Source organism: Prevotella sp. oral taxon 313, from assembly GCF_003043935.1.
Lineage (GTDB): Bacteria > Bacteroidota > Bacteroidia > Bacteroidales > Bacteroidaceae > Prevotella > Prevotella jejuni.
Genome location: NZ_PYXE01000001.1, coordinates 2,594,940 through 2,620,102, shown reverse-complemented (window position 1 = coordinate 2,620,102; position 25,163 = coordinate 2,594,940). Strand labels below are relative to the sequence as shown.

Genomic DNA, 25,163 nt, shown 5'->3' with positions numbered 1-25,163 from the left:
AGATATGAAAAAAAAATTAGGCTTAGTTCCTTTATTTGCACTGACAATTATGTTTGTTCAGTGTACAGGAAATTCGAAACGTGTGAATACTGTTGCTATGGAATCGCATAAAACAACACATATTCACTATGATAGTATAATCAGTATGGAAAGATTAAAAGAAATAGGCATTGACAGAAACACCTTGTTAAAACATATAGAATTACAGGAGAATGCATGGAATGGAGGTGATTTCCGTGACGACCAATCTATACCGCAATATATGCCTACAGAGACAGACTTTCAGTTGACTATTCCTTTGGTAAAATACTATCTTGAAACCCATGGCTACAAGCGACCTTCTACAGAGTTATTTCAAGAAAGAATCAAGTATGTCTTTGGATATCAGTTGAAAATGGATAAGACAAAAGGCTATGAGGGAATTGGGACTGATGGTGACTTCGACTTTACCTCGCCCTATTATGCGATATATAAGAATAGGTTCATAACTTACAACTGGTTACTTCGTGACCTATTGTCCGTAGAGGGAAACAAGATAAAATTGAAATCACAGGTCTTTCAGCAAATTAAAGCACTAAACAACTTTATCTTATATAATGATGTAAATGCTTTTAAACTCTTGGAAAACTTACAATCCCAAGGAGATGATGATGGTCTTGGAACATTTTATAATGGAGAAAACATATTAGAAGACTTGTTTTCTTCTTACAACTATTATAAAAGTCCCATGCTAAATCAATGGTATTTTCTCAAGTATAAAGATGAACCTTATGATTTTGTAAACAGAATATTTGATAAAGCTCCCAATAATAATATAATTGTGCATACATTATTGATAGAGACAATAGAAAAAAACACTACGGGTACTAAGCATGACTATTATGATGACCACTTTGCCAATTACGTATATGACCTTATACGAGATGAAAATGGTATGAATAGTAAGCACTTTACTATTGAACAGAAAGCCAGAATTTTTTGTTATTTCGCAAACTCTGAATATAAGATGCGTGAGAAGTATCGACAGTATATCACGTCAAACGTATGGGATCCTATGCCTTGGACTTGTCTGATAATGCTCCGCTGTAAAGAGATTTATCAATACGCGCGTACGCATAAATACTTTGGTATCAGTAGTCCTAAAATGATGGAAGAATTGGAACATGAAGGGATTTCAGACGAATCAGACGGACCTGACCCAGAGTAAATCGTGAAGGGAGCTTAGAATGTTTAAAACCCAAGGGTCAATTAGCAAAAAGAAGAGCTGAAGGTTATACGAATGTCAAAATAGTTATCTTAACGTGAGTTTGAAGAATTCTGAACAATGTAAGCTGTGCGTCAATGGTTCTTTGTATATTGATGCACGGCTTCTTTGAAAACAAGCAATAAGCAGCAATTGCTCCTAAAAAGTTGACGATGAAATGGTCAAAGCATCTTTGTCTGGAGTGTTCCACTTGCGCAATGTCTTAAGTTCATCATTCCTGTTTCTATAAAACACGAAAACTAGAATCGTGGAAATGAATCATTATCAGCACAACTTCTGCCTTTGACATTGTAGAACTTCGATGATATTTTCTTTTTCCAGTAGGTTTTAGCGTATATTTTGCAGTCATTGCATCAAAAAGCTTGCAGAAGTCGTCTGCCATACAAAACATTTCAGTAACTTTGTCCTCGGTGATTATAGCGATTTTTGTTAGTAACTATCTGTGTATTAGACCTTAAAGCTTCATCAAATTCCGCTAATCCACAAATTAACAAACACTTATAATTCGTCGAACTTATGTTATTTAGATTATAAAAAGAAAAGTCAATTAATAGAAGCTGAAATGAATATACAGCGTAACAGAAATAAAAAAGGTTATAAGTAATTCTATGGTAATAATAAAGTTTTTTCTTTTAGGCGTATTGGCCTTTGTGTCAATTGGGTGTATAAGTTGTACAAATAAGAAAGGTGCAGAAATGAAGATAGTGCATACAACACTGGAGAAAGATTCAATATCTTCGTCTCTATGTAAGAAAATAGGAATTCCAGAGGATATGATTCTACCCATAAACTCTCAAGGAATGGACTCGTTAATGAAAGTCTATCAGAGTTCTTACCTGCAATCATCCTCTGAGGATGAAGAAGAGGATGAAGTACATATTGATGAACGATATATCAACATCCTGATACCTTATGCTTTCAACGATTTGGCGAAGCGTGGTTTTATACCTGTATCTTCTGCTTTGTACAACAAAAAGTTGAAAGAGTTAGGTCTTGCTCCCGAGCAAAGGCAGAAACAGCCTTATATCTATGAATATAAACACTATTTTTCCTCACCGACAATTATGCAGGGATGGACCGATGACATAGCAGAAGACGGTATTGACAAAAAAGAACATGAATATATTCGATACGCTCCTATCAGTAATATATTTGTCAAGGGCTATAATTTCTGCCTACCAAAACCTATGTTGGATTCCTTTCTGAGGAATAATAAGGGTAAAATAGCATTTCATTTAAGTAATGAGATTGTACATCTAAATAGATTTTTGTTCAATGATAGCAAAGCGAGTTTCGGCTGGCTACTACACAATAATCCTGAAGCTTTGAAAGATTTGCTTCTATCTTATGGATATGATACGAATGAAACTATCAATGAACTGGTACTAAAGGATATATCGAACGAATATACCAATGTGGAAGATGTCTCTGGATTAATAAATACGTTTATTCGTAAGGTATATGACAAAGAACCTCATATAGAAATCCGAGAGGGGCTAATGAAGACTATACTTCAGTTACCAGCCAATGATAAAAATTTGAAATGGCAAATAATTCTTGAAACGTATATTGATTATCTCTTGAAAAAAGACAAGGCGGGGTGTCCATATTGGATGGCGCACTTTACGTGGAAGGAACGATACAAAGCTGCTGCCTATCTGGGATATTACTTATATAAAGACCGTCTTCGATATCAGCAGATTGGGAGTACAGGCTTTGCCAATGAGCTGTATTATAATAATGAGTTCAGAGATAATCTGGAAAAGCATCATTATTATAAACTGCCAGGGTTTAAGGAAATCTGCGATAAGATTTATGAGGACTACGATTTCTCCGTAAAGGCTTCGCAAACTGGAGAATAATTGGATGCCTCATGCACTTAATGATAGTTTAAACCGTTTACTTAATGATTTTTTTTCTTCCAAAACATGTAGATAAACTAAAGTTCTTACATAATAAGGCATACAGATATACAGAGTCTCCTCTGTATACGCTTATGTTCATAAACCAGGCTCACCCAAAGGCAAAGGTGTGGTCAGGATAACCATATCCTACCCCAAGTCCAAAAGCACAGAATGGAAGGACGAGAACGGGAAGTCTGTTACTTACATAGGGTTGCGTAATAAAGTGTTTGCACATGTATCTTTGCCGGGCTGTAAGGGTATATCTGTCAATTGTTGCTTTTATTATAATGGATATGAGGGGAAAACCTATCTATCCGCCCTTACTCCAATTACCTTGTCTGCTGCAGGAAAAGTAAAGATAGCCCTTTCCCTTTCAAGCGACCAGTTAAAGAAGATAATAGAAGACCGTAAGCGTTTCAGCAATGGGCAGAAAATAAGGATACATCTGGAATTGAGTTCTCGTCATTGGATAGAAAACCTTACAAAGGCTTCACAACACCCTATCCTGTTCAATGACAAAATAGAGTTCCGCAGCATAGTCATTTATAAAGATTCTGATTGCAAAGAAAAACTGCAGGGTGGTATTGCTGACAGCGGGAGTACAGTATATGTGCGTGTGTCTACATCCAATATAGAGATAGGCAAAATACGTTTGGATGTGTATAAGCACGAAACAAGTGCTAGCAAAGAGAAAAGTTCAGAACCATCACCTGTATATAGTACCAGTTGTCCTGTCAATAGTACGGGTGTCTATAAGTTCTCTTTGACGTTGGCAGCGCCTCCATACAAGGAAGGTACAGCCTACAAGGTTGTTGTCTCATGGCTTTTCAGTAGTAATCAATCTTCCAACGGAAATGTAAATAATAATACAGGCAGACAGACCTCAAAGGAAACCAAACGATACATACTTAAAGGGAAAGAAGTCCTCTTCTCTGTCAAGCGGCATATCCCCATGCCAAAGGCAGAACCCAGCAAGGCGAATGTTAATCGCACAGAGCCTGAAAAGGATGGATGTCCACGCTGTAGAGAAAAATGGACGGATATGCTTCCAAGACTACAGAAGATTTTCAAGGGAGTGTCACCTGAAAAATTATCAATTGTTGCAAGAATTTATACTCAGTATATGAAAGAGTTGAGGATGGATACGTGTTGGATTAAGGCACATTTTTTTGCTCAAGCCTATAAAGAAACAGGAGGTAGACTTGACGTAAAGGAGGGAGAATCCTTTAATTACTATTGGGAAATCATACCAACCAAATTATCAGCCTTCAGAACAGATGAAGGAAGAAATTATGCAAGAAAATGGGGGCGTGCGGAAAAGAAATCAACCAAAGCGAATGCTGTTTCAAAAGAAAACCAAATAAAGATAGCAAACTATGCATATTCTTATAAGTTCAGCAAGGGAAAAAAACTGGGAAACAAATATCCAAATGACGGATGGCACTTCAGAGGTAGAGGATTAATACAATTAACTGGTAGAAGTTGCTATACTGCAATTGAAAAAATATTGCATGATATAGGTTATTCTTGCGATATCACAAGTAGTATAGAGAAATCAGATCAAGTTGGCAAAAATTTTGAACTTGCAGTGGTTGCTTCCATGGCTTTTTTCAAATGGAAAAATGCAGATATGTACAGACTCTGCAATGGGAATAAAAACACAACAGGTATTTCTACAATTGTTGGAATGAAAGAAACAAACAAAGATACAGGTAAATCGAACTACGAAGAGAAACAAGAAGCCTTTACTAATAGGACTTCTGTTGCTTTTATTGTGGATAATTGTAAGTGGAATGTTAAGGAACCACCAAAACAAACTCCTAAACAGGGAAAGTGGCACGAACCTGTGGATAATCCACAGATAACGATATGGACTCAGAGTGGACGTAATGAGCCTTCAAATGCGGTTTTTGGTGCGAAAAGACCTAATGGACATTATCATCAGGGAGTTGATTTGTTTTGTACAGAAGGATCAAATGTATATGCGTGTTTGGATGGTATTGTAGAATCAATAACGGATTCTCCTAAAGGACAAGGACAGACCATTGTGTTAAAAATAACAGATAAGGAACAAATAAACTATTTCAGACAAAGGAGAAGAGACTATAATCCAACCTATGACGGCGAAAAAAACAGGGTGAAGGATTTGATGAAAATTCTAATCATATATATCTTGTCTACTATCATTTAAGTTACATTCTTGTAAAAAAAGGTAGTGTATATGCTGGGCAGGTTATTGGTTATTCGGGTATTTCTGGTATTAGAGATGGAACTTGTGGTCCTCATCTGCATTTTGAAATAAGGTCAGAAAGAAGATGTGGAGATCTGACTAAAAGATGTAATCCTGCATATTATGTATATTATAAGGTGAAGATGTCACCAGAAGAAAAAAGGAAACAGGAAGAAAGAATGAAGAAAGGACAATTAAAAGATTTTTATGGGAGAAAATAAAATGAAAAAGATTCTATGTATACTTATGATTTCGGTTTTAGTTCTGTCGCATGTAAGTTGTCAAGAAAATGTAAGACAGAGGCAACCTACAGACATAAAAGGAACTGTTCAAAATGTGAAGCAGAAAGACTTGATTTGTATGAATGAAAAGACAATCAGAAACTACTATAGAGAACTGGCGGAAGTCGGACTTGATGGAGTTACGGTAATGCCTATAGACAAACAAGTAGAGTATACAGATTTGGCAATAGAACTTACTTATGATGCGCTCAAAAGAATGGGATACCAGTCTGTCAGCAATGCTGAAGCACGAAAGGCTATCAAAAAATATTATAACATTGATATCTCTGAAAACAACACCTACTTGGCGGGGAACAAACTTCGTAGATATGTGTTCAAAGATGGAGCTTCTAAAGAACGGTTGGAACAGCGAAAGGCTATGGAGGTAGACTCTTCGGAAACAGTTTCTTACTTTTGGAATAAGAGTATCTATGTTCCAAAGTATAACTACATCGTATCCTATCCTTCCATAGAAAACACTGTTGAGCTTCAAGGATTTGACAATGAAGATGCCGACGATGATATAGTTGAGAAAGGGAAACTTTACTATTCGATAGATACAGCCTATTTTTACAGAAACCAGTTCATCTTCCACGACAGCAAGGCAGCACTCACTTGGCTTATGAATAATGACAGGAACTTCCTTCGTGAGTTATTCCTGGAATACGGCTATGACAAGTCTGATATTATCAATAAGATGATGATAGATGAAGTGAAAGAGGAAGGAGAACTCCCTATAGGGAAAGATTACAAGGAACTCTTTGTTTCAAAAGCTGCGGATGGAAGGCTTCTCATTCACCAAGGACTATTGCAGTATATGTTGAAACATGCTGACAGAAAGAATCTGTATTATTGTATGTTGGATCAATATTTATCATATCTGTTGGATTTAGAAAATGAACCAGAGGTTGAAGGTCTGACGAAGGAAGAAAGATATAAAGCCGGTGCATACATCGGGGATTATTATGGTCTGATGTATGAGAAATGTATAGGGACACCTTGTGATATTCAAGCTTTTGGGTATAGACTGTACTATCAGAAAGACTTTGTCTCATACATCAAGAAGAATAATTACTTCCACCTAAAGGACTTCGATAAGATAATACAAATTCAATATGACCGGTATCAGGAAGGAGTTGAGATAGAAAGTCATCGTATGTCTGGTGAATAGCATAATATTATGCTATCTTTTGACGTTATGAAGACATCGTATATGTATCAACATTCTATATTGCCGGAAGGGGGGCGTTGAATGTTCAGAATCGTAGCTAATTCATCCTGTAAACAGCTGTTCATAGCATAGATAAAAGTCAAGATATGAAAAGGAAGGTAGTACTGATACTAATTGCCTTGTTGTTTTTCATAGTGCACTCTGAAGCACAGAGAAAGACAGGGCGTCCTTTGCCAAAGGTGCATAAAGGAGCTGCAGGCTCCTTGGTTCAGCCTGTCAGCGACAAGACGCTGGCAGACTGGAATGCTATCCATCGCACGTATGCCGCAAATAAATACGAGCCGAAGGACAGTTGGGAACTTGTGTCCTACTATGATTATTCGGTCACAGAAAATGAGAATAGCTTAGAGGAACTTCGGAAAATGAAGATACAGATACTTGGTGACTCTATCCTTTATCTGAATGGGAAGAAAATCAAGGTTTGCCGTACTGACCGTGACCCATTTATGTACGAACGCGATGCACTTTACTACGCCTATCTACAGGATTACTTTGCTCTTCGTGGTATCAATATGTCCAACTCAGTTCCTGTTCTGCTTATACAGTCATCGGAGCACGAGATATACAGCGATATGCTGGAGTATATTTATACTGGTGAGTACCTTGTGTTGTATCATAATAACATTGCTGGTGTTTTCAAATACGTAAGAAGATCGGGGCAGGGACTGCCTTCCCTTGATGCAAAGCTGGAATACACGCAAACTGACATGTATAAGGATTTAAAAAAGGAGATGAGTAGCAAGCGTGCCCGTGAATATAATATTCGTCCCTATAAAGGAAAACTGAGAGCATGTATGGGGAAGAGTATATCCCATATAAATGGCATTGGTGGTTTCTATTTCGTGAAACTTCCTAACTATAAGTCTTTCCCCATTTTTGTTGCTTATAACTGCAACGAAGACGATGAGTTTCTTATATATACCTACAAGAATGGGATGATAGACGACGACAACAATATCAACATCCTTGCCTTCAGCTCATATAATGACATAAAGGAAGACTTCGCTATCTTTACGGATGGTACAATCTATGTGCGAACTGTAGAAGGCAAGAAAACCTCCATAGACGTTTACCGTATCAATGACGATGGAGAGTTCTATCAGTTGAATTAAAGCTGTTGTTTCGTGGATTTTCAGTAGTAGTCAATCTTCCAATGGAAATGTAAATAATAATATTGGCAGACAGACATCAAAGGAACCCAAACAATACATACTTAAAGGGAAAGAAGTCCTCTTCTCTGTCAAGCGGCATATCCCCACGCCAAAGGCAGAACCCAGCAAGGCGAATGTTAATCGCACAGAGCCTGAAAAAGATGGATATCCACGCTGTATTGCTCCAATTACAGCAGAGTAGCTTAAAAAGGTTTTCCCAAAAACTTCAGAAAAAACACGTATAAAAATTGCTGATGCTTATAATAAGCACATGAGGTATTTTAAGATGGACACCTGTTGGAATAAAGCACATTTCTTTGCACAGGCGAAGATAGAAGTGGGAGATTCTTTCAATATTAAGACCGAAAGTTTCAACTACTCCGCAAGGCGTATGAAAGGGAGAGACAACGTTAATGGAAAACACTGGGTACAAGGTAATACTCAAACAAGACAGGGTGGTTATTTTACAGATGGTAAATCAAAAAAATCACCATATTCTTATATGGTAAATCATCCGGATTTAGCAGAAAAATATGGTCGTAAGGACTTGTATAGATATAATGACCAAGGTATTCAGGCTGCAAATGAAGAGATGATAGCTAATGTTGTATATGATGACAAAAATTGCTCACAGAAAAGGAAATTAGGTAATACTCAAGTTGGAGATGGTTGGAAATTCAAAGGGCGGGGACTGGTGCAGATAACAGGACGCTCAAATTATACAATAACCAATAATTACACGGAAAAGCTACTCAGTAAGAATATTATAAATTCGGAGGCTGATGCAAATCTAGTTGGTACAGATATTGAAGTCGCAATGGTTGCATGCATGGCTTATTGGTCTAAATCTGGAAGAAATCTAGAAATTAAATCCAATGGAGAAATGAATGAAGATATTATCTCTGCAGGTATTGGTAGTAATGTAGATTATATAGGAAAACAAAGTGCTTTCGAAAACATAACATCTAAATGCTTTGCTGTCTCCGATTGTAACATCCAATCAAAGGCTAAAAGAGTGAAAACGGTGACAGATAAGGAACTAAAGATAGAAGAAGGTATCAAGTGGCTTGAGAGTATCTGCATTCCAATAGAAAGTGTAGGAAAGACCAAATATAAGATACCATACTGCCAGGTTCAAAATCGCATCAAAGATAGTGGTGCTAAAACAATGGACTGTTCAGAAATGGTAGGGCGTTATGCTGCAAAAATAGAATGGTCAAAGAAACCTATGGGATGGACAACAGCTAGTATGATAGAATATGGTAGGAACCATCCGAAGTGGCTTATTCAACACAAAAATGCCAATTATATACCCAAGCCAGGAGACATCTTCTTATGGAGAAGACACACAGGAGTAGTAATCGAGTACGATGAACAAAATGATATAGTTACCACAATAGAAGCTATTAGTTCTACTGTAAATAACGAAAAGCCTGTAAATGATAATGGAATATTTCGAGAGCGTAAACCTGACATCCATTTACGAGGAGTCATAAAAATGAAGTTCAAGAGGACAGACTATCATTTGCTTGGTCATTCTCCAAAGCTTTGCTATTTTTATTCTTTTGCAGTACATTATACAAAAAAATAGACATGAGAAGACTTATTACATCAATTTCAATGATTGTATTAGCAATCGTATTTTATCAGTGTAGTTCAAAAAGCAGGAAAGTGAGTGTGGATACGAACCAACAAGATACACTGCAATCCTTAAATGATAATATCATCAATATGGAAAGATTGAAAGAAATGGGAATAGACAAAAAAAACTTGACCAAGCACATGAAATTGCAGGAGTTAGCCTGGTATGGCGGAGACTTCCGCGATGACCAATCTAAGCCTAGATACGAACCCACAGAATTAGATTTTCTACTAACAATACCCTTTGTGGATTACTACTTATCCTCACATGGTTATAAACGCCCGACAGAAAAGCTGTTTCAAGATAGAATCAAGAAAGTGTTTGGCATAGGACTAAAAACGCATAGCTCCAAAAGTTATGAAGAAATCGTTGGGGATGGTTCTTTTGACTTTGCCCATAGCTATTATAGTATATGTGATAAAAATTTTATAACATATAATTGGATGCTCCGTGATATGCTATCCATAGAGGGAGATAAAATTAAGTTAAAGTCAGAGGTATTTCAACAAATTCTTGCACTCAATAAATTTCTTATTTATGATGACCCTTCAGCATTTAAAATTTTGGAATTATCTAAGTATGAAGGGGATGAAAATGATTTAGGAGACTTTTATAGTGGAAAGATGATTTTAGATGATTTGTTCTCAACTTATAATTATTTTGGAAGTTCGCTGTTAAACCAATGGTATTTTAATAAGCAAAAAGATGTACCTTATGGCTTTGTAAGCAGAATCTTTGAACAGACTTCAAATAAGAAACTAGTTGTACATCCTTCTTTAATAGAAACAGTGGAAAGGAATTCGACAGGTAAGAACGGGACTTATTTTAATAATTTTGGACTTTACGTGTATCAGATGTTACAAAATGAGGATGGTATGAATTCCAACAATTATACTCTTGAAGAAAAAGCGAGGATATTTTGCCATTTTGCTAATTCGGAATACAAGATGCGGAATAAATATGCGGAGTATATGGATACCGGCGACTGGGGCAGAACTTCATGGACATATATCATGATGACCAATTGTAACCCAAGTTTAACAGGCAAAATTATTTTTCATAAATTTTCGGGATGTTTTGTGTAGTATTAATTTGATAAATAATTGATAATCAAACATAGGGTATTGTAACGAGGAGTAAAATCTGATTTGTAGGACACAGGCATATCAAAATTATTTTGTTACTTTGCACTCATGCACGCAAATGTACAGACACGATTCAACCCTGCCACAGGCGACATGGCTCCTTATTATCGCATCAAGGAGTCATATCGTGACGTGCAGGGTCATGTACATTCGCTAATTCTGTTGAACATCGGGTTCGAACCTTCACTTACTGCTGTACAGGTTCGAAAAATTGCATACGCTCTTACCAAACGCTTCAAAACCAGAAGTACACCCTCGCTTTTCAAAGAACATCTTGATGGACTTACTCCTGTTGAGCAGGCAAAGGCTGACGAATGGTGGATCCGTATGGAGAAAGAAGGTGGAATCGATCGGTTTAATAAGGAAGAGCAGAAGTCGCTGAGAAAATATGAGAACTACATTGACCTTGAGACGGCAAACTATACTGACGCAAGGAATGTCGGTGCTGAGTGGCTCTGCAAGCAGACAATAGACAAGCTGCAATTAGAGGGTTTTCTGCGCAAAAACGGCTGGACGGAGAATACGATACACACGGCTTTGTCAGCATTGATTGTCCGTACGGTATATGCTGTTTCTGAACGTTCATCTTATTATTATTTGCGCGATAACTCGGCTGCTGGCGAACTTTACAGTGGAGTTCCTGGCTGGACACCAGGAATCAATTCTCTGTATAAAATCACTGACAAGTTATATGAACTAAAGGAACAGTTAGAGTGTCATTTGTGCAGCGTTACTGACGATCTCTTTAATATAGATAACAAGTTGATGCTCTTCGACTTAACCAACTTCTATTTCGAGGGTAGTAAGCGTAATAGCGATAAAGCCAAGTTCGGTCGTTCAAAAGAAAAACGCTCTGACTCTAAGCTACTTGTACTTGCATTATGTATCAATAAAGAAGGTTTTATACGTTATTCTTCTATCTTGGAGGGTAATACAGCAGATCCCAAGTCTCTACCCAATATGATTGATACGCTGGCAAAGAGGAATCCATCACGAACCAAGGATACGCTCGTTGTCATGGATGCAGGTGTTGCCACGGAAGAGAACTTGGAGCTAATAAAGGAAAAGGGTTACAATTATCTCTGCGTATCCCGTACGAAAATGAAGAACTATACGCTCAGTGATGATAATAAGAGCGTTACGGTAATGGATGCTCGTCGGCAGAAGATAACGCTGAAAGAGGTTAAGACAGAGGATGATAAGGATTATTATCTCGAAATAACATCTCCTTCGAAAGCTATGACAGAGTCGTCCATGAACAGGGTTTGGAGAGAGCGTTTTGAGATGGAACTGCAGAGGATAAACGAAGGAATCTCCAAGAAAGGTGGGACAAAAACCTATGAAAAGGTTGTTGAACGTACAGGACGTACCATACAGAAGTACCCATCTATAGCGAAGTTCTACCAGATAAGCTACATAAAAAATAAGAAGAAACCCAATCAGATGCTACGTGTAGACTGGGAGATAAAAGACCTATCGGCAATGGAAACTGGTCACGGAGTCTATTTCCTCCGCAGCAATGTCAGGACACTTTCTGAGCGTGTGACATGGGAATACTACAATCTCATTCGTGAGATAGAATGTACGAACAGACAACTAAAGAATGATCTCAACCTCCGTCCTATTTATCATCAGAAAGATGAGCGAAGCGATGCACACCTCTTCTTCGGTTTATTAGCCTACTGGGTGGTAAACACTATCCGTTGTCAATTAAAACGGGAAGGAGAATCCTCTTACTGGACCGAGATAGTACGACGTATGAGCACCCAAAAGCTTGTCACCACAAAAGGGAAGAATCCATTAGGTGAAACCATCGAGATGTGCCAATGTAGTAGTCCTTCGAAGCAAGCAAAACAGATATACGATAAGTTGAACTTAAAACACTCACCATTCAAAAAGAATAAAATTTGTAGGACACAGAGCCCATAAGAAAAACGAAAAAAGCACGGTGACAGTTAGATTAGGCGAAAGTGGGTGATAAACTTGGGGTAAAAGTATTTATGAGGAAGCTCAGGCACATAAGTTTTTCGGAATAAGTAAACCTGAAATGATGGAAGAAATGGAACAAGAGGGATTGGAATTAAATCCATCCAATGATAACGAATAAATTTGAGATGTCTGCGAGACGGCAGAAGTACAGTAATGTGTCATCCAATGGAATCAGTCTTATGATAAGATTCTTATCGGATATTCCCTTTGTCCACTCACCATGAAAAGTGAAGGGACCTGCGTATGTGGAGGCAAAACCACATTCAAAACTTCCGGACAGCAGGTTATGATAACTCCTCCTCTTTCTATGCGAGAAGCAGGACAGGTTGTTTATTCCAATCCCCTATTTAAAAAAGAGGATACCAAAAGTATACAAAAGAAAGAACCAAAGGAAAGAGATGCTTCTTCGAAACAATTTTCCAAGAATGCGTTCGTTAACGGTGTACGTGTGAACGGCACTGTAAATGTTTCATAGAGGGTTCATGGCAATGAAAAATTTCTCTTTGTGCATACACTAACACGAAATACCAACCCATCTACACCGGTGAAGTGGGATATAACCCACAACGGAAAAGAGATATCGGAGGGTTGTTAGAACCACCTTTGCGTTTTTTTTACCGAGGAGGGGGAGTATAAAGTGTTTACCTATGTGCAGAATCGCGGCAGCAAGAAAGGTGGCGGCTATGTCACCCTCACGGTATCTGAATCCAAGTTTGTTTCTTTAGAGTGGAAAGATGCAAACGAAAAAGCGACGCATTATATGGGAAGGCGACACGTTGTTTATGCCCATACAAAATTTGAAGGAACAGGAGATATTCCCGTCGAAGCACGGTTCTATTATAAAAGTTTGAATGGAAAGCAATATCTTACCAATTTTGCACCACTTCGTATAGAACAGGATGGTATGGCAAAGATAGAACTTTCATTGACAAGCAGCCAAGTAGAAGAGATAACCCAAGTTTATCACCCACTTTCGCCTAATCTAACTGTCACCGTGCTTTTTTCGTTTTTCTTATGGGCTCTGTGTCCTACAAATTTTATTCTTTTTGAATGGTGAGTGTTTTAAGTTCAACTTATCGTATATCTGTTTTGCTTGCTTCGAAGGACTACTACATTGGCACATCTCGATGGTTTCACCTAATGGATTCTTCCCTTTTGTGGTGACAAGCTTTTGGGTGCTCATACGTCGTACTATCTCGGTCCAGTAAGAGGATTCTCCTTCCCGTTTTAATTGACAACGGATAGTGTTTACCACCCAGTAGGCTAATAAACCGAAGAAGAGGTGTGCATCGCTTCGCTCATCTTTCTGATGATAAATAGGACGGAGGTTGAGATCATTCTTTAGTTGTCTGTTCGTACATTCTATCTCACGAATGAGATTGTAGTATTCCCATGTCACACGCTCAGAAAGTGTCCTGACATTGCTGCGGAGGAAATAGACTCCGTGACCAGTTTCCATTGCCGATAGGTCTTTTATCTCCCAGTCTACACGTAGCATCTGATTGGGTTTCTTCTTATTTTTTATGTAGCTTATCTGGTAGAACTTCGCTATAGATGGGTACTTCTGTATGGTACGTCCTGTACGTTCAACAACCTTTTCATAGGTTTTTGTCCCACCTTTCTTGGAGATTCCTTCGTTTATCCTCTGCAGTTCCATCTCAAAACGCTCTCTCCAAACCCTGTTCATGGACGACTCTGTCATAGCTTTCGAAGGAGATGTTATTTCGAGATAATAATCCTTATCATCCTCTGTCTTAACCTCTTTCAGCGTTATCTTCTGCCGACGAGCATCCATTACCGTAACGCTCTTATTATCATCACTGAGCGTATAGTTCTTCATTTTCGTACGGGATACGCAGAGATAATTGTAACCCTTTTCCTTTATTAGCTCCAAGTTCTCTTCCGTGGCAACACCTGCATCCATGACAACGAGCGTATCCTTGGTTCGTGATGGATTCCTCTTTGCCAGCGTATCAATCATATTGGGTAGAGACTTGGGATCTGCTGTATTACCCTCCAAGATAGAAGAATAACGTATAAAACCTTCTTTATTGATACATAATGCAAGTACAAGTAGCTTAGAGTCAGAGCGTTTTTCTTTTGAACGACCGAACTTGGCTTTATCGCTATTACGCTTACTACCCTCGAAATAGAAGTTGGTTAAGTCGAAGAGCATCAACTTGTTATCTATATTAAAGAGATCGTCAGTAACGCTGCACAAATGACACTCTAACTGTTCCTTTAGTTCATATAACTTGTCAGTGATTTTATACAGAGAATTGATTCCTGGTGTCCAGCCAGGAACTCCACTGTAAAGTTCGCCAGCAGCCGAGTTATCGCGCAAATAATAATAAGATGAACGTTCAGAAACAGCATATACCGTACGGACAATCAATGCTGACAAAGCCGTGTGTATCGTATTCTCCGTCCAGCCGTTTTTGCGCAGAAAACCCTCTAATTGCAGCTTGTCTATTGTCTGCTTGCAGAGCCACTCAGCACCGACATTCCTTGCGTCAGTATAGTTTGCCGTCTCAAGGTCAATGTAGTTCTCATATTTTCTCAGCGACTTCTGCTCTTCCTTATTAAACCGATCGATTCCACCTTCTTTCTCCATACGGATCCACCATTCGTCAGCCTTTGCCTGCTCAACAGGAGTAAGTCCATCAAGATGTTCTTTGAAAAGCGAGGGTGTACTTCTGGTTTTGAAGCGTTTGGTAAGAGCGTATGCAATTTTTCGAACCTGTACAGCAGTAAGTGAAGGTTCGAACCCGATGTTCAACAGAATTAGCGAATGTACATGACCCTGCACGTCACGATATGACTCCTTGATGCGATAATAAGGAGCCATGTCGCCTGTGGCAGGGTTGAATCGTGTCTGTACATTTGCGTGCATGAGTGCAAAGTAACAAAATAATTTTGATATGCCTGTGTCCTACAAATCAGATTTTACTCCTCGTTACAATACCCTATGTTTGATTATCAATTATTTATCAAATTAATACTACACAAAACATCCCGAAAATTTATGAAAAATAATTTTGCCTGTTAAACTTGGGTTAAATAGTTTATCTGGAACTTATAAACCCATAAAGATGAGATATATTTTCTAAAAATATTTCCTCATAGTGAATGGGCGTATTTTTGAAACGAATAAACCCAAAACCGGTATCATCATGAGGGTAAGTAATAAGTCCTAAATCTTCAAAAACAAAAAAACAATGCCCGTCAATTCCATCATCCATCATTGTCAATAAGGAGAACATAGATACAATATCATAACCTGCATTTATTCTTTTAAAATCTTGAGATAAACAATTAGGATTGTTGTAGATAGAATTACTTTTAATTTTTATATATTTAAAATCAATCAAATACTTTTCTATATACTTTATATAATGTCCTATATTACTATTAGTTAAAGTATACTCTTGTTTTCTAAAGATATTAGAAATTATAATCACATTCTTTGTGTGCTTTCTGAAAAAAGCAATAAAATTATCAACTATTTTATTTGCACGAAAAAGTGTGAAAGGTTTATCCCTTCTACAATATCCTTTCCAACCTTTACTATCGGTATAAGAATCCAAATCTACCCATTTTTGGATATTAAAGTTGAAATTGTCCATAACACTACTTACTTATCTATTTTAATTATATGGCCGTTCTGTGAAACTGTTATTGTCTTTTTCTTAGCTGGTGCAGATTTGCCAATACCTACTTTCCATTCTCCTCCATTGCTATGACTATGGTTTGTGAAACTTTTTGACCAAATTTCATCTGTATTTATATTTTTATAATTACGTGAATTCTTAATTGGAACGAAGTCTTCAGGATCTGTAGTTGGAGTTCTCACGATGTCACTTAAATTTGCTGAGTTTACTTTCTTTTTAGGATTACTTCTAAAACATTCTAGTCCGAAAATATCAGCTAGATTATTCGGCTCTGCCACATACCCATACAACGTAGGATTATTTTCCATCAACCTTATCGGGTCTTGGCTGATGTAATTACCAATCCTCGGGTCATAATAGCGGAAGCGGTTGTAGTAGAGGCGAGTCTCATCGTCCTCATACTGTCCCAACTGGCGGAAAGGGATGAAGTCACGAATGCCTTTTATGTTTCGAAGGTCACCATAAACATCATAGTCAGCCTGCCAAACTACGTTGCCATAACTGTTGTACGCTTCCACTGGGCGACCCATATAGTCGCTGATAATCGTGTAACGTTCACCGTTCTGCAGCTTTGCTACAGGCACGTACGAACCTTCCTCATATACCCACGTGACAAGGTTCTCTACCGACTCTTCGCCCTGCATACGGATGCGACCGAACTCGTCAATGCTATGCTGCGGTCGGTCCTTCTCCTCATACTGCCACTCCTGCACCATCACATTGCCGTCCCAGAGGTAACGGAAGACGTGACCATTGAAGAGCTTTGCCGTGCGACGCCCAAGGGCATCATATTCGAAGCGAACAGTCTTGCCGTATGGAAGCCGCACCTCCTTGAGCATGCCGTTGCCATACCATTCATAGGCATAGTCACCAGTCTGCCAAGCAATATGCGTGCCACTTTCCTCCGAAACCTCATGGTTCGGATGCTGTGTCAGTCCACGATGTGGAGTCTTCAGGATAAGGTTACCCTCAACGTCATAGAGATAGTCATAATGCCGGTCACGAAGAATCCTGCCACCCTTGCCGTATTCTCTGTCCCAACGGTCACGACTGCAGAAGACGTTTCCTACGGCATCAGGCATACGATAGTCGTCCGTACCGTCCTCATAGCAGGCACTCATCAGACTGCCAACCGCATCATAGGCATAGGTTGTTCTGCCTCCTGTGATTCCGTCTATCACATTCTGCAGACGTCCTGACGCATTCCACGCATAACGTCGGTCGTAGCCGTCCTGACGAAACGAACGGCTCTTCTGTGAGATAACATTACCGTAGGCATCGTAGGTACGTGTCATACGGATGCCACCAGAGAAGTTCTTCTCTATCTTCAGTCCCTCGCTATCACGTACAATCTTCTCTTCCCGATTCTCAATTCAATATTTATATTAGGACTAAACAAGTGTTACAGATATCAAAAACATATAGAAGTGCTAATCAACAAGGTTTAACACTTTAAATATACGGGGAAGAGGCTGAATAGAAAAGGGGAGAAGTTCTTTATATCTATTGACATCTGTAATTTTATCAATAAATTCATTGAGATTAGAAGCGACTTTTCTCAATTCTATGCTCCTAAAGTCAGTCATATAGATGTCCATCTCATCATCTTCTTTATTATACGAATTGATATCCCAAAATAAGTATTCACCATTATCGCTACTTGCAAATGGGTAAAGATTCTTTAGGGTTGAGAGAGAGATGTCTGCAGCAACCTCAAACCATATATCTCCATTGACTACATCTTCATAATAAGTCGAACGTATTTCATCAGACCTGATGAAGATAGAGTCTCCATGCTCTGACAATGGAATATAGATGTGAAAAAGGTCTACTGTAAGACCATATCCATATTTCGTTACGAAACGAATGTAAGATAATGGAAATCTCCTCCCATTATTAAACCTATATGTACTTAATGCTGGTAAATCCCCAAAACACTTTTGAGAACCTATAACTTCAAGTTCGAATGTATTTTTTTTATCCATGACAACATGATGTTTTCTGTCTTAATCCATTTTTTATTTCTGCATCTACAACAACATTACCTTTTTGGTCAATAGCATACATTGTTATTTTACTAGGGGTGAGGTTATCTCCATCATATACGGCTTTTACCTCTAGTAGAATCGTATCACCATTCTTGACACGCCTAGTTATTATATTCTCATATTTTGTCATTCCTGGGTGATTAGTACCATCTGTAATCGTTACAATATTCCTTGGGTCTACTCCGCTCCCTCCATGATTTTTTGCTATTAAATGTCCTCTCTGTTGGTGATATGGATGCTGACCTCCTTTCCACCCTGGTGGATCTATTCCTGCATCAGTACCCTTAGGTAAAGAGCCTGTAGAATCTAAAGATATTTCTGCCAATCCTCCAGTTGGTCGACCTAAATGGTCTAAAGAGTAATAGTCTATTGATAACCCCCAGATATCTACATTTGAGTTTCCATCCCCTACATATCCATACAGTGTTGGATTATTTCCTGCTAATCTTATCGGGTCTTGGCTGATGTAATTACCAATCCTCGGGTCATAATAGCGGAAGCGGTTGTAGTAGAGGCGAGTCTCATCATCCTCATACTGTCCTAACTGGCGGAAAGGAATGAAGTCACGGATGCCTTTGCGGTTGCGAAGATTACCATAGATGTCATAGTCTGTTTGCCAGACAACAGTACCATAGCTGTCATACGCTTCCACTGGGCGACCCATATAGTCGCTGATGATCGTATAGCGTTCACCGTTCTGCAGCTTTGCTACAGGCACGTACGAACCTTCCTCATATACCCACGTGACAAGGTTCTCTACCGGCTCTTCGCCTAACATTCGGATGCGGCCAAACTCGTCAATGCTATGCTGTGGTCGGTCCTTCTCCTCATACTGCCACTCCTGCACCATCACGTTGCCGTCCCAAAGGTAACGGAAGACGTGACCATTGAAGAATTTTGCCGTGCGACGCCCAAGAGCATCATATTCAAAGCGGACGGTCTTACCGTATGGAAGCCGCACCTCCTTGAGCATACCGTTGCCATACCATTCATAGGCATAGTCACCAGTCTGCCAAGCAATATGCGTGCCACTTTCCTCCGACACGTCGTGGTTCGGATGCTGTGTCAGCCCACGACGTGGAGTCTTCAGGATAAGGTTACCTTCTACGTCATAGAGATAGTCATAATGGCGGTCACGGAGTATCCTTCCGCCCTTCCCATATTCCCTGTCCCTGCGGTCACGACTGCAGAAGACGTTGACCACAGCATCGGCGGGTCATCTATCATAGAAGCTTATACATCTTCCTCTTCTCCTTCTTCTAAATTGTCTATAAAATTACTAAACCCTCTTGTTAAATATTTAACTGCGTCGTCTGTGAAGGGCCCTAAATCCATAAGCAGTAAAACGATATTATTAGTTTCAAGGTCTATTGAAAAATAATTTCCACCCCAATCTAATGCAAATGGAAGATAGTTTTTTGGTATCCCTTTTGAGGTCAAGTTTGAGTAACTTCTTTCAATGGTCATATTACTCAGTTCAGTAGTATCGAACCTAATTGGTAGAAAGAAACTTACTTCAACATAACCATCGTCCTTTTCAACATAGAAATATGTTTTATTAGGGACTCCACCATTATTTTTTAGATAATGAGAGATAAAGTCATTAGGTAAACCTTGTTCTATAGAATGCTCTAAAAAATCTATATCTGACATTGTAATCGAATGTGATGATTTGGTAAACATAATACTTATTTTTTACAGGTTATTTTTTTTGCTTGTCTTTTAGGTTCTTTCCTCCAACCCTGTTCAAATGATTTCATCTTAGCTTCAAAACTATCATACTGGACACCGAAATAATCTGCAAACTGTCCAGCTGAACCTTTATGTGGCAAATTTGCTTCGTGTGTTGACGTTTTTATTAATTGCATTGTTGATTCCCCAGTTTTAGGATCAAAATCAGCAACATGATGCCAAGTATATCCTGTTGCATCTGCTTTCGTTATACCAGCTTCTTTATAAGCTCTTGTGAAATCAGAACTTCTATCACCAGTGAGTTTTATTTTTACAGTATTTTTCCCTGGACCTTGGTACAAGTCTGGATGTCCAGAGAAATCTACAGTCTTAAAATCTAAACCAAAAACATCAGCCCACTTATTTAAATCCCCCACATACCCATACAGTGTCGGGTTATTTCCCGCTAACCTTATCGGGTCTTGGCTGATATAATTACCAATCTTAGGATCATAATATCTGAACCTGTTGTAATACAGTCCAGTCTCCTCGTCCTCATACTGACCTAACTGACGGAAAGGAATGAACTGCCTGCTGCCGTGGAGGTTATGGAGATTGCCGTAGATATCATAGTCTGCCTGCCAGACGATATTACCATTATCATCGTATGCTTGGACGGGACGGCCGATGTAGTCACTGATGATACTGTAATGCCTGTCACCAACAATCTTGGCAGTTGGGACATAGCTGTCACTGTCGTAAACCCACGTGATGAGATTCTCAACTGGTTCTGGTCTGTCAAGTGTGACCTCACCAGCCTCGGTAACAACCGTGTTCGGGCGGTTAGCCTCGGCGTAGTCCCGCTTGTGCAGGATGATATCACCATCCCATAGATAGCGATACACACGTCCGTCAAAGACTTTCTCAAAGCTTCTGCCTAAGGTTTATATCTAAGCATGATAATTCTTCTTATTAGTACATGCGATCCAGCTCAATATTAATTCTCCATTTTCTTCGCCACAGATACTTAATGATGTCAAGATTAAGCACTGGAGAAAATTGTAAGTATGTTTCCCCTCCTGTAAGATTACCGAGAAGATTTTAATAAGAAATGGACTTTGTGTATGGCAGGTTTCTACTAAATTCTTTCATAGAAAGTCCTTTCTTTTGGTGTCATATCTATACTGTCACTAAACTGTAGCCCCTTCAATCCAGCTGCAAATAATGCTGTCTTAATTTTCTCACTTACAACAATACTTCTATGCATCTCTTCACAACGTACAATATCAGTTTTATTGTTATCAAAGAGATTTCTTCTAAGTTTCATGTAATAAAACATATAATCTGGATTATTTCTGTCAAAATTCATGAGGCGGAATTCGCTGTTCTCCAAATCAATACATTTCATGAGGTGTGGCACGTTCATGGCGTAAAAGCCATTAATCCTTTCATTGTTACAAACTAAGTTCACATTAAAGAATTGAATGTCCTGCACTTGTGTTTCTAATACTTCTTTAAATTGTCTGCATACTAGTTCAGGACCAGTTGATTCCAACAACACTGCAGATCTTATTTTTTTTAAGTTTGAACTTTTGGGAATATTATAGAATAATGGCAGGTCTTTGTACAGTAGACGTTCCCCTTTGAGAAATTCTTTGTAATCTAAAGAAATGTCATTATCATATTCAACCCAGCCATATGTATTCTTTGTTGTTGTTAAAATATATCCATTCATAAGTTAATTGCAATTTAATTTTATTCGTTTATTTCTCAAATCATCACCAATATTCTCCATCATATCATCCAAATGCAACTTTTTTATATGGTCACTAGCATTTAAAGACTCTATAGCATCAAGTCTATTTAAAATCATACGATCATAAGCAGAATTATGCCTCCCTTTGTGGATAGTTCGCGTTGCGTCTATTGATGGATTAGTTGGTAATTGTATAATATTTTTGTTTTGGTGAACATCGAACCCTAATCTGTCCAACAATGGATGTTTTGTAGATTGAGGAATGATGTGATGTTTCTGGTGTCCTGGTATTTGGGGTATTTGATAATAATCCCCTTTTAACCCAAATAAATCAATAAATTTGTTACAATCCTCCACATACCCATACAGCGTCGGATTTTCTCCCGCTAACCTTATCGGGTCCTGGCTGATGTAGTTGCCAATCCTCGGGTCGTAATATCTGAACCTGTTGTAATACAGCCCTGTCTCCTCATCCTCGTACTGTCCTAACTGGCGGAAAGGAATGAACTGCCTGCTGCCGTGGAGGTTACGGAGATTACCGTAGATGTCATAGTCTGCCTGCCAGACGATATTACCTTTATCATCGTATGCTTGGACAGGACGACCAATGTAGTCGCTGATGATGCTGTAATGCCTGTCACCAACTATCTTGGCTGTAGGGACATAGCTGTCACTGTCGTAAACCCACGTGATGAGATTCTCAACTGGCTCTGGTCTGTCGAGTGTGACCTCACCAGTCTCGGTAACAACCGTATTCGGACGGTCAGCCTCGGCATAGTCCCACTCGTGCAGGATGACATCACCATCCCAAAGGTAGCGATATACTCGTCCGTCAAAGACCTTCTCAATGCGTCTGCCTAAAGCATCATACCTGAACGTTACGGTTTTGCCGTCTGGCCGTGTTACACTCCTAAGCATACCATTGCCCTGCCACGTATAGGCATAGTCACCGCTCTGCCAAGCAAGGAATTCATCCCGCATTCCAGTTTCAAGGGATGGTCCCGACCTGCGCATGGTCTTCAGCACAAGGTTGCCATGGCTGTCGTAATAATACCGCCACTTCTTGTCCTCACGCAGCTGTCCACCACGACCATAACTCCTGTCCGTTCGGTCAGGGCTATCGTACACGTTACCCATCAGGTCCGGGTTGCGCCACTGACGGCTGCCGTCACCAAACACTGCCCCTGACAGAGAACCGAAGGTATCATAATCGTAACGGACACTTCTACCGTTTATTGTGTCAAACGTTCGTAAAAGACGAAGATTATCGCCCCAAGTATATGACTTGTCAAGCAGCGTCCGGCCATTGTGACGGACACGCTGATGTGCCGGACGGCCAATGCTGTCATAGTGCATCGTATTCTCTACACAGCCAGGCATCATACGTGATGTTTCACGCCCGAATCGGTCGTATGCTATATCCGCCTCCCAAGGCTTCTTCCGCCCTGACATGCCAGCTGATATGTGGTTGACAGAGCCTTTTGCATCATATCCGTAGGTAATATTTCCCCCTAATGCACTTATTATGTGTGAGAGTCGGGAACGGTCATCATACCTGTGTTCCACAGTACGCCCGTCTTGGGTTTCCTTTATGACCTGTCCCAATGCGTTACGTACAAACTCCGTCACGCTGTCCCTGTTGTACGCTTTGGTGAGCTGTCCTACCTTATCGTACTCCCAAGCCTCCCAGCTACCATCGGTATACTTGTTATAGGTAAGCCGTCCAGCCTGGTCATGCTGATGATGCACAGCTGTACCATCAGGCAGCTGTGTAGTAATCACCGTGCCGTCAAGGTCACGGATATAGTGACGTTCTAATCCATCGAAGCCCCTTTCACAAATCACCTCACCATTAAGGTCACGTTCAAAGAAGTATCGTTCACCGTGTTCGTTCTCGACAAACTTCAGTTGGTCATAGGAATCATACTCATAGTTCAGCGCACTGACCATGCGCATGCTGCTCGTCCGACGTGTCTGACGGCGCAGGTTACCCATAGGAGTGTACTCCATTGTCCACACTTCATTGCCACTGGTAACTTCAACAGGCAGGTCGTAGGCATCGTAGGAGATGCGCATCACGCTCTGCCCATGAGTTGCGTAGCGAGTAACACGCCCAAGCCGGTCACGCTGCCATTCTGTACTATTCCCGTCAGCATGCCTGTGCTTCAGTGGACGGCCATAGTCATCGTAAGCGAATGTTTCACAAACGCCATGCCCATCTGTAATATTTGAGATTAATCCTAAAGTGTCATATTGTAGAACAGCACGTAGTTCTTCACCATACTCAATAGCAGAAGGCTGCTGCTTATCCTTCTCGTATGTATAAGTAACAACAGTACCATCCGCTTCCTTATGTTTCAGCAACAATGCTGTCTCTGTATCATAGACCCATTCTTCTCTATTACTTGCTGCATCTGTACGTGCTATCAGGCGATTATGGTCATCATACTCATAAACAGTCTCAGCTCCGTCAGCAGCCGTCAATCTTATAAGGTTACCACGATCGTCATAATCATATCCTACGACTTTACCCTCTGGTGTACCTACCAATGTTCGCTCATGCCAAGAATTATAACCATACCAGGTCTCACCACCCATGGCATCCACCTTTTTATATACAAGATTGTTTTCGTCATAATAATACTGTTCCGTAGCCCCTGTGGCAGAGTATTTTACTTCGTTATATCCGTCATGGTAAGATATATATCCTTCCTGTATACCACCTTCACCAGTAGTATGGATAACACGTCCCTCGGCATCATACTCCCATGTATACGTCATATTGTTGCGGTTACGACGTAGAACGACTCTATTGGCATCATCATATTCAAACTCAATACTTTTACCAAATCGATCACGTACACGTATGAGATTACTCTTTTCATCATAGTCGTATGCCACCAATTGGTCTATGACATCACCATGTTTATACATTGCTGAACGGATAAGACCTCGTTCCTCGTCCTGCCCAAAGATAATGAGACGCCCAAGGTGATCTTTTATAGTAGAAAGTAAGTGCTTACGCCCACTGTAATCCAGCAAAAGGAAGCCACCGTCTACATAGTCTATCCTTTCTGCAAGATATATTGTACCGTACTCCTCGTCAGAGTAGGCACGATAGGTGCGAATTTCTGTCTCTGTCCTTACAACCCACTTGGACTTGCCTGTTGAATCCGCCAA

19 protein-coding genes and 1 pseudogene are annotated in these 25,163 nt (G+C 39.6%); 10 read left to right on the top strand and 10 right to left on the bottom strand.

What is annotated here, in order from left to right; genetic code table 11:
* The first annotated feature begins 4 nt into the window (after window positions 1–4).
* Window positions 5–1,207: a hypothetical protein gene (locus AXF23_RS10210; protein WP_107625232.1), complete on the top strand. Its 1,203-nt coding sequence runs from the start codon at window positions 5–7 to the stop codon at window positions 1,205–1,207.
* A gap of 64 nt (window positions 1,208–1,271) precedes the next feature.
* On the opposite strand, the pseudogene AXF23_RS16610 reads toward AXF23_RS10210, so the two are convergent.
* Window positions 1,272–1,682 (bottom strand): annotated as a pseudogene (locus AXF23_RS16610) (hypothetical protein).
* A gap of 277 nt (window positions 1,683–1,959) precedes the next feature.
* Here AXF23_RS16610 and AXF23_RS10195 point away from each other — a divergent pair.
* The 9 genes from AXF23_RS10195 (at window position 1,960) to AXF23_RS15845 (ending at window position 13,894) form a co-directional block, all read left to right on the top strand.
* Window positions 1,960–3,126 (top strand): hypothetical protein, encoded by a 1,167-nt coding sequence (locus tag AXF23_RS10195; protein ID WP_107625865.1) that lies wholly within the window; start codon window positions 1,960–1,962, stop codon window positions 3,124–3,126.
* A gap of 169 nt (window positions 3,127–3,295) precedes the next feature.
* Window positions 3,296–5,359, top strand: coding sequence for a hypothetical protein (locus AXF23_RS10190; protein WP_158267692.1), 2,064 nt, complete (start codon window positions 3,296–3,298; stop codon window positions 5,357–5,359).
* Entirely contained in the window at window positions 5,335–5,619 is a 285-nt protein-coding gene (locus AXF23_RS16605; RefSeq protein WP_107625864.1) for a M23 family metallopeptidase, read from the top strand. The genes AXF23_RS10190 and AXF23_RS16605 overlap by 25 nt, the downstream gene beginning before the upstream one ends.
* Window positions 5,620–5,758: 139 nt before the next feature.
* The gene (locus AXF23_RS10180; protein WP_233251288.1) at window positions 5,759–6,850 is read left to right on the top strand and encodes a hypothetical protein; all 1,092 of its coding nucleotides are present in this window, start codon (window positions 5,759–5,761) and stop codon (window positions 6,848–6,850) included.
* Window positions 6,851–6,996: 146 nt separating this feature from the next.
* Window positions 6,997–8,022 carry a hypothetical protein gene (locus AXF23_RS10175; protein ID WP_107625229.1) on the top strand — a complete coding sequence of 342 codons (1,026 nt, stop codon included), beginning with the start codon at window positions 6,997–6,999 and terminating at the stop codon, window positions 8,020–8,022.
* Window positions 8,023–8,332: 310 nt separating this feature from the next.
* Window positions 8,333–9,652 carry a hypothetical protein gene (locus tag AXF23_RS16340; RefSeq protein ID WP_107625228.1) on the top strand — a complete coding sequence of 440 codons (1,320 nt, stop codon included), beginning with the start codon at window positions 8,333–8,335 and terminating at the stop codon, window positions 9,650–9,652.
* Window positions 9,653–9,654: 2 nt separating this feature from the next.
* Window positions 9,655–10,788 (top strand): hypothetical protein, encoded by a 1,134-nt coding sequence (locus AXF23_RS10165; RefSeq protein WP_107625227.1) that lies wholly within the window; start codon window positions 9,655–9,657, stop codon window positions 10,786–10,788.
* A gap of 108 nt (window positions 10,789–10,896) precedes the next feature.
* Entirely contained in the window at window positions 10,897–12,777 is a 1,881-nt protein-coding gene (locus AXF23_RS10160; RefSeq protein WP_107625226.1) for an IS1634 family transposase, read from the top strand.
* Window positions 12,778–13,486: 709 nt separating this feature from the next.
* Window positions 13,487–13,894 (top strand): hypothetical protein, encoded by a 408-nt coding sequence (locus tag AXF23_RS15845; RefSeq protein ID WP_146156738.1) that lies wholly within the window; start codon window positions 13,487–13,489, stop codon window positions 13,892–13,894.
* On the opposite strand, the gene AXF23_RS10150 is transcribed toward AXF23_RS15845, so the two are convergent.
* From AXF23_RS10150 to AXF23_RS10110, 9 genes are all read right to left on the bottom strand, one after another.
* On the bottom strand, window positions 13,850–15,730 hold the full coding sequence (locus tag AXF23_RS10150) for an IS1634 family transposase (RefSeq protein WP_107625226.1): 1,881 nt from the start codon (window positions 15,728–15,730) through the stop codon (window positions 13,850–13,852). The two genes, AXF23_RS15845 and AXF23_RS10150, sit on opposite strands and share 45 nt — an antisense overlap.
* A gap of 172 nt (window positions 15,731–15,902) precedes the next feature.
* Window positions 15,903–16,463: a hypothetical protein gene (locus tag AXF23_RS10145; protein ID WP_107625225.1), complete on the bottom strand. Its 561-nt coding sequence runs from the start codon at window positions 16,461–16,463 to the stop codon at window positions 15,903–15,905.
* Between the two features lie 8 nt (window positions 16,464–16,471).
* Complete coding sequence (locus AXF23_RS16335; protein WP_233251287.1) at window positions 16,472–17,803, bottom strand: RHS repeat domain-containing protein; 1,332 nt, start codon at window positions 17,801–17,803, stop codon at window positions 16,472–16,474.
* A 135-nt stretch (window positions 17,804–17,938) separates the two neighbouring features.
* A complete protein-coding gene (locus AXF23_RS10135) occupies window positions 17,939–18,493 on the bottom strand; it encodes an SMI1/KNR4 family protein (RefSeq protein ID WP_107625224.1) in 555 nt (184 codons plus the stop codon).
* A complete protein-coding gene (locus AXF23_RS16530) occupies window positions 18,486–19,760 on the bottom strand; it encodes an RHS repeat domain-containing protein (RefSeq protein ID WP_158267691.1) in 1,275 nt (424 codons plus the stop codon). Before AXF23_RS16530 ends, AXF23_RS10135 begins: the two co-directional genes overlap by 8 nt.
* 29 nt (window positions 19,761–19,789) lie before the next feature.
* Window positions 19,790–20,209 carry an SMI1/KNR4 family protein gene (locus AXF23_RS10125; protein WP_233251286.1) on the bottom strand — a complete coding sequence of 140 codons (420 nt, stop codon included), beginning with the start codon at window positions 20,207–20,209 and terminating at the stop codon, window positions 19,790–19,792.
* 35 nt (window positions 20,210–20,244) lie between these two features.
* A complete protein-coding gene (locus AXF23_RS15965; protein ID WP_107625222.1) occupies window positions 20,245–21,132 on the bottom strand; it encodes an RHS repeat-associated core domain-containing protein in 888 nt (295 codons plus the stop codon).
* 233 nt (window positions 21,133–21,365) lie between these two features.
* A complete protein-coding gene (locus AXF23_RS10115) occupies window positions 21,366–21,962 on the bottom strand; it encodes an imm11 family protein (RefSeq protein ID WP_233251285.1) in 597 nt (198 codons plus the stop codon).
* A 3-nt stretch (window positions 21,963–21,965) separates the two neighbouring features.
* Window positions 21,966–25,163: an AHH domain-containing protein gene (locus AXF23_RS10110; RefSeq protein WP_158267690.1), complete on the bottom strand. Its 3,198-nt coding sequence runs from the start codon at window positions 25,161–25,163 to the stop codon at window positions 21,966–21,968.

Coding starts and splice junctions, on each gene's coding strand:
- AXF23_RS10115 (WP_233251285.1), bottom strand. CDS start 21,962: ATGAATGGATATATTTTAACAACAACAAAGAATACATATGGCTGGGTT.
- AXF23_RS10145 (WP_107625225.1), bottom strand. CDS start 16,463: ATGGACAATTTCAACTTTAATATCCAAAAATGGGTAGATTTGGATTCT.
- AXF23_RS10135 (WP_107625224.1), bottom strand. CDS start 18,493: ATGGATAAAAAAAATACATTCGAACTTGAAGTTATAGGTTCTCAAAAG.
- AXF23_RS10150 (WP_107625226.1), bottom strand. CDS start 15,730: ATGCACGCAAATGTACAGACACGATTCAACCCTGCCACAGGCGACATG.
- AXF23_RS10210 (WP_107625232.1), top strand. CDS start 5: ATGAAAAAAAAATTAGGCTTAGTTCCTTTATTTGCACTGACAATTATG.
- AXF23_RS10195 (WP_107625865.1), top strand. CDS start 1,960: ATGAAGATAGTGCATACAACACTGGAGAAAGATTCAATATCTTCGTCT.
- AXF23_RS10165 (WP_107625227.1), top strand. CDS start 9,655: ATGAGAAGACTTATTACATCAATTTCAATGATTGTATTAGCAATCGTA.
- AXF23_RS10175 (WP_107625229.1), top strand. CDS start 6,997: ATGAAAAGGAAGGTAGTACTGATACTAATTGCCTTGTTGTTTTTCATA.
- AXF23_RS16335 (WP_233251287.1), bottom strand. CDS start 17,803: ATGACACGTACCTACGATGCCTACGGTAATGTTATCTCACAGAAGAGC.
- AXF23_RS16340 (WP_107625228.1), top strand. CDS start 8,333: ATGAGGTATTTTAAGATGGACACCTGTTGGAATAAAGCACATTTCTTT.
- AXF23_RS10125 (WP_233251286.1), bottom strand. CDS start 20,209: ATGTCAGATATAGATTTTTTAGAGCATTCTATAGAACAAGGTTTACCT.
- AXF23_RS10180 (WP_233251288.1), top strand. CDS start 5,759: ATGAATGAAAAGACAATCAGAAACTACTATAGAGAACTGGCGGAAGTC.
- AXF23_RS10160 (WP_107625226.1), top strand. CDS start 10,897: ATGCACGCAAATGTACAGACACGATTCAACCCTGCCACAGGCGACATG.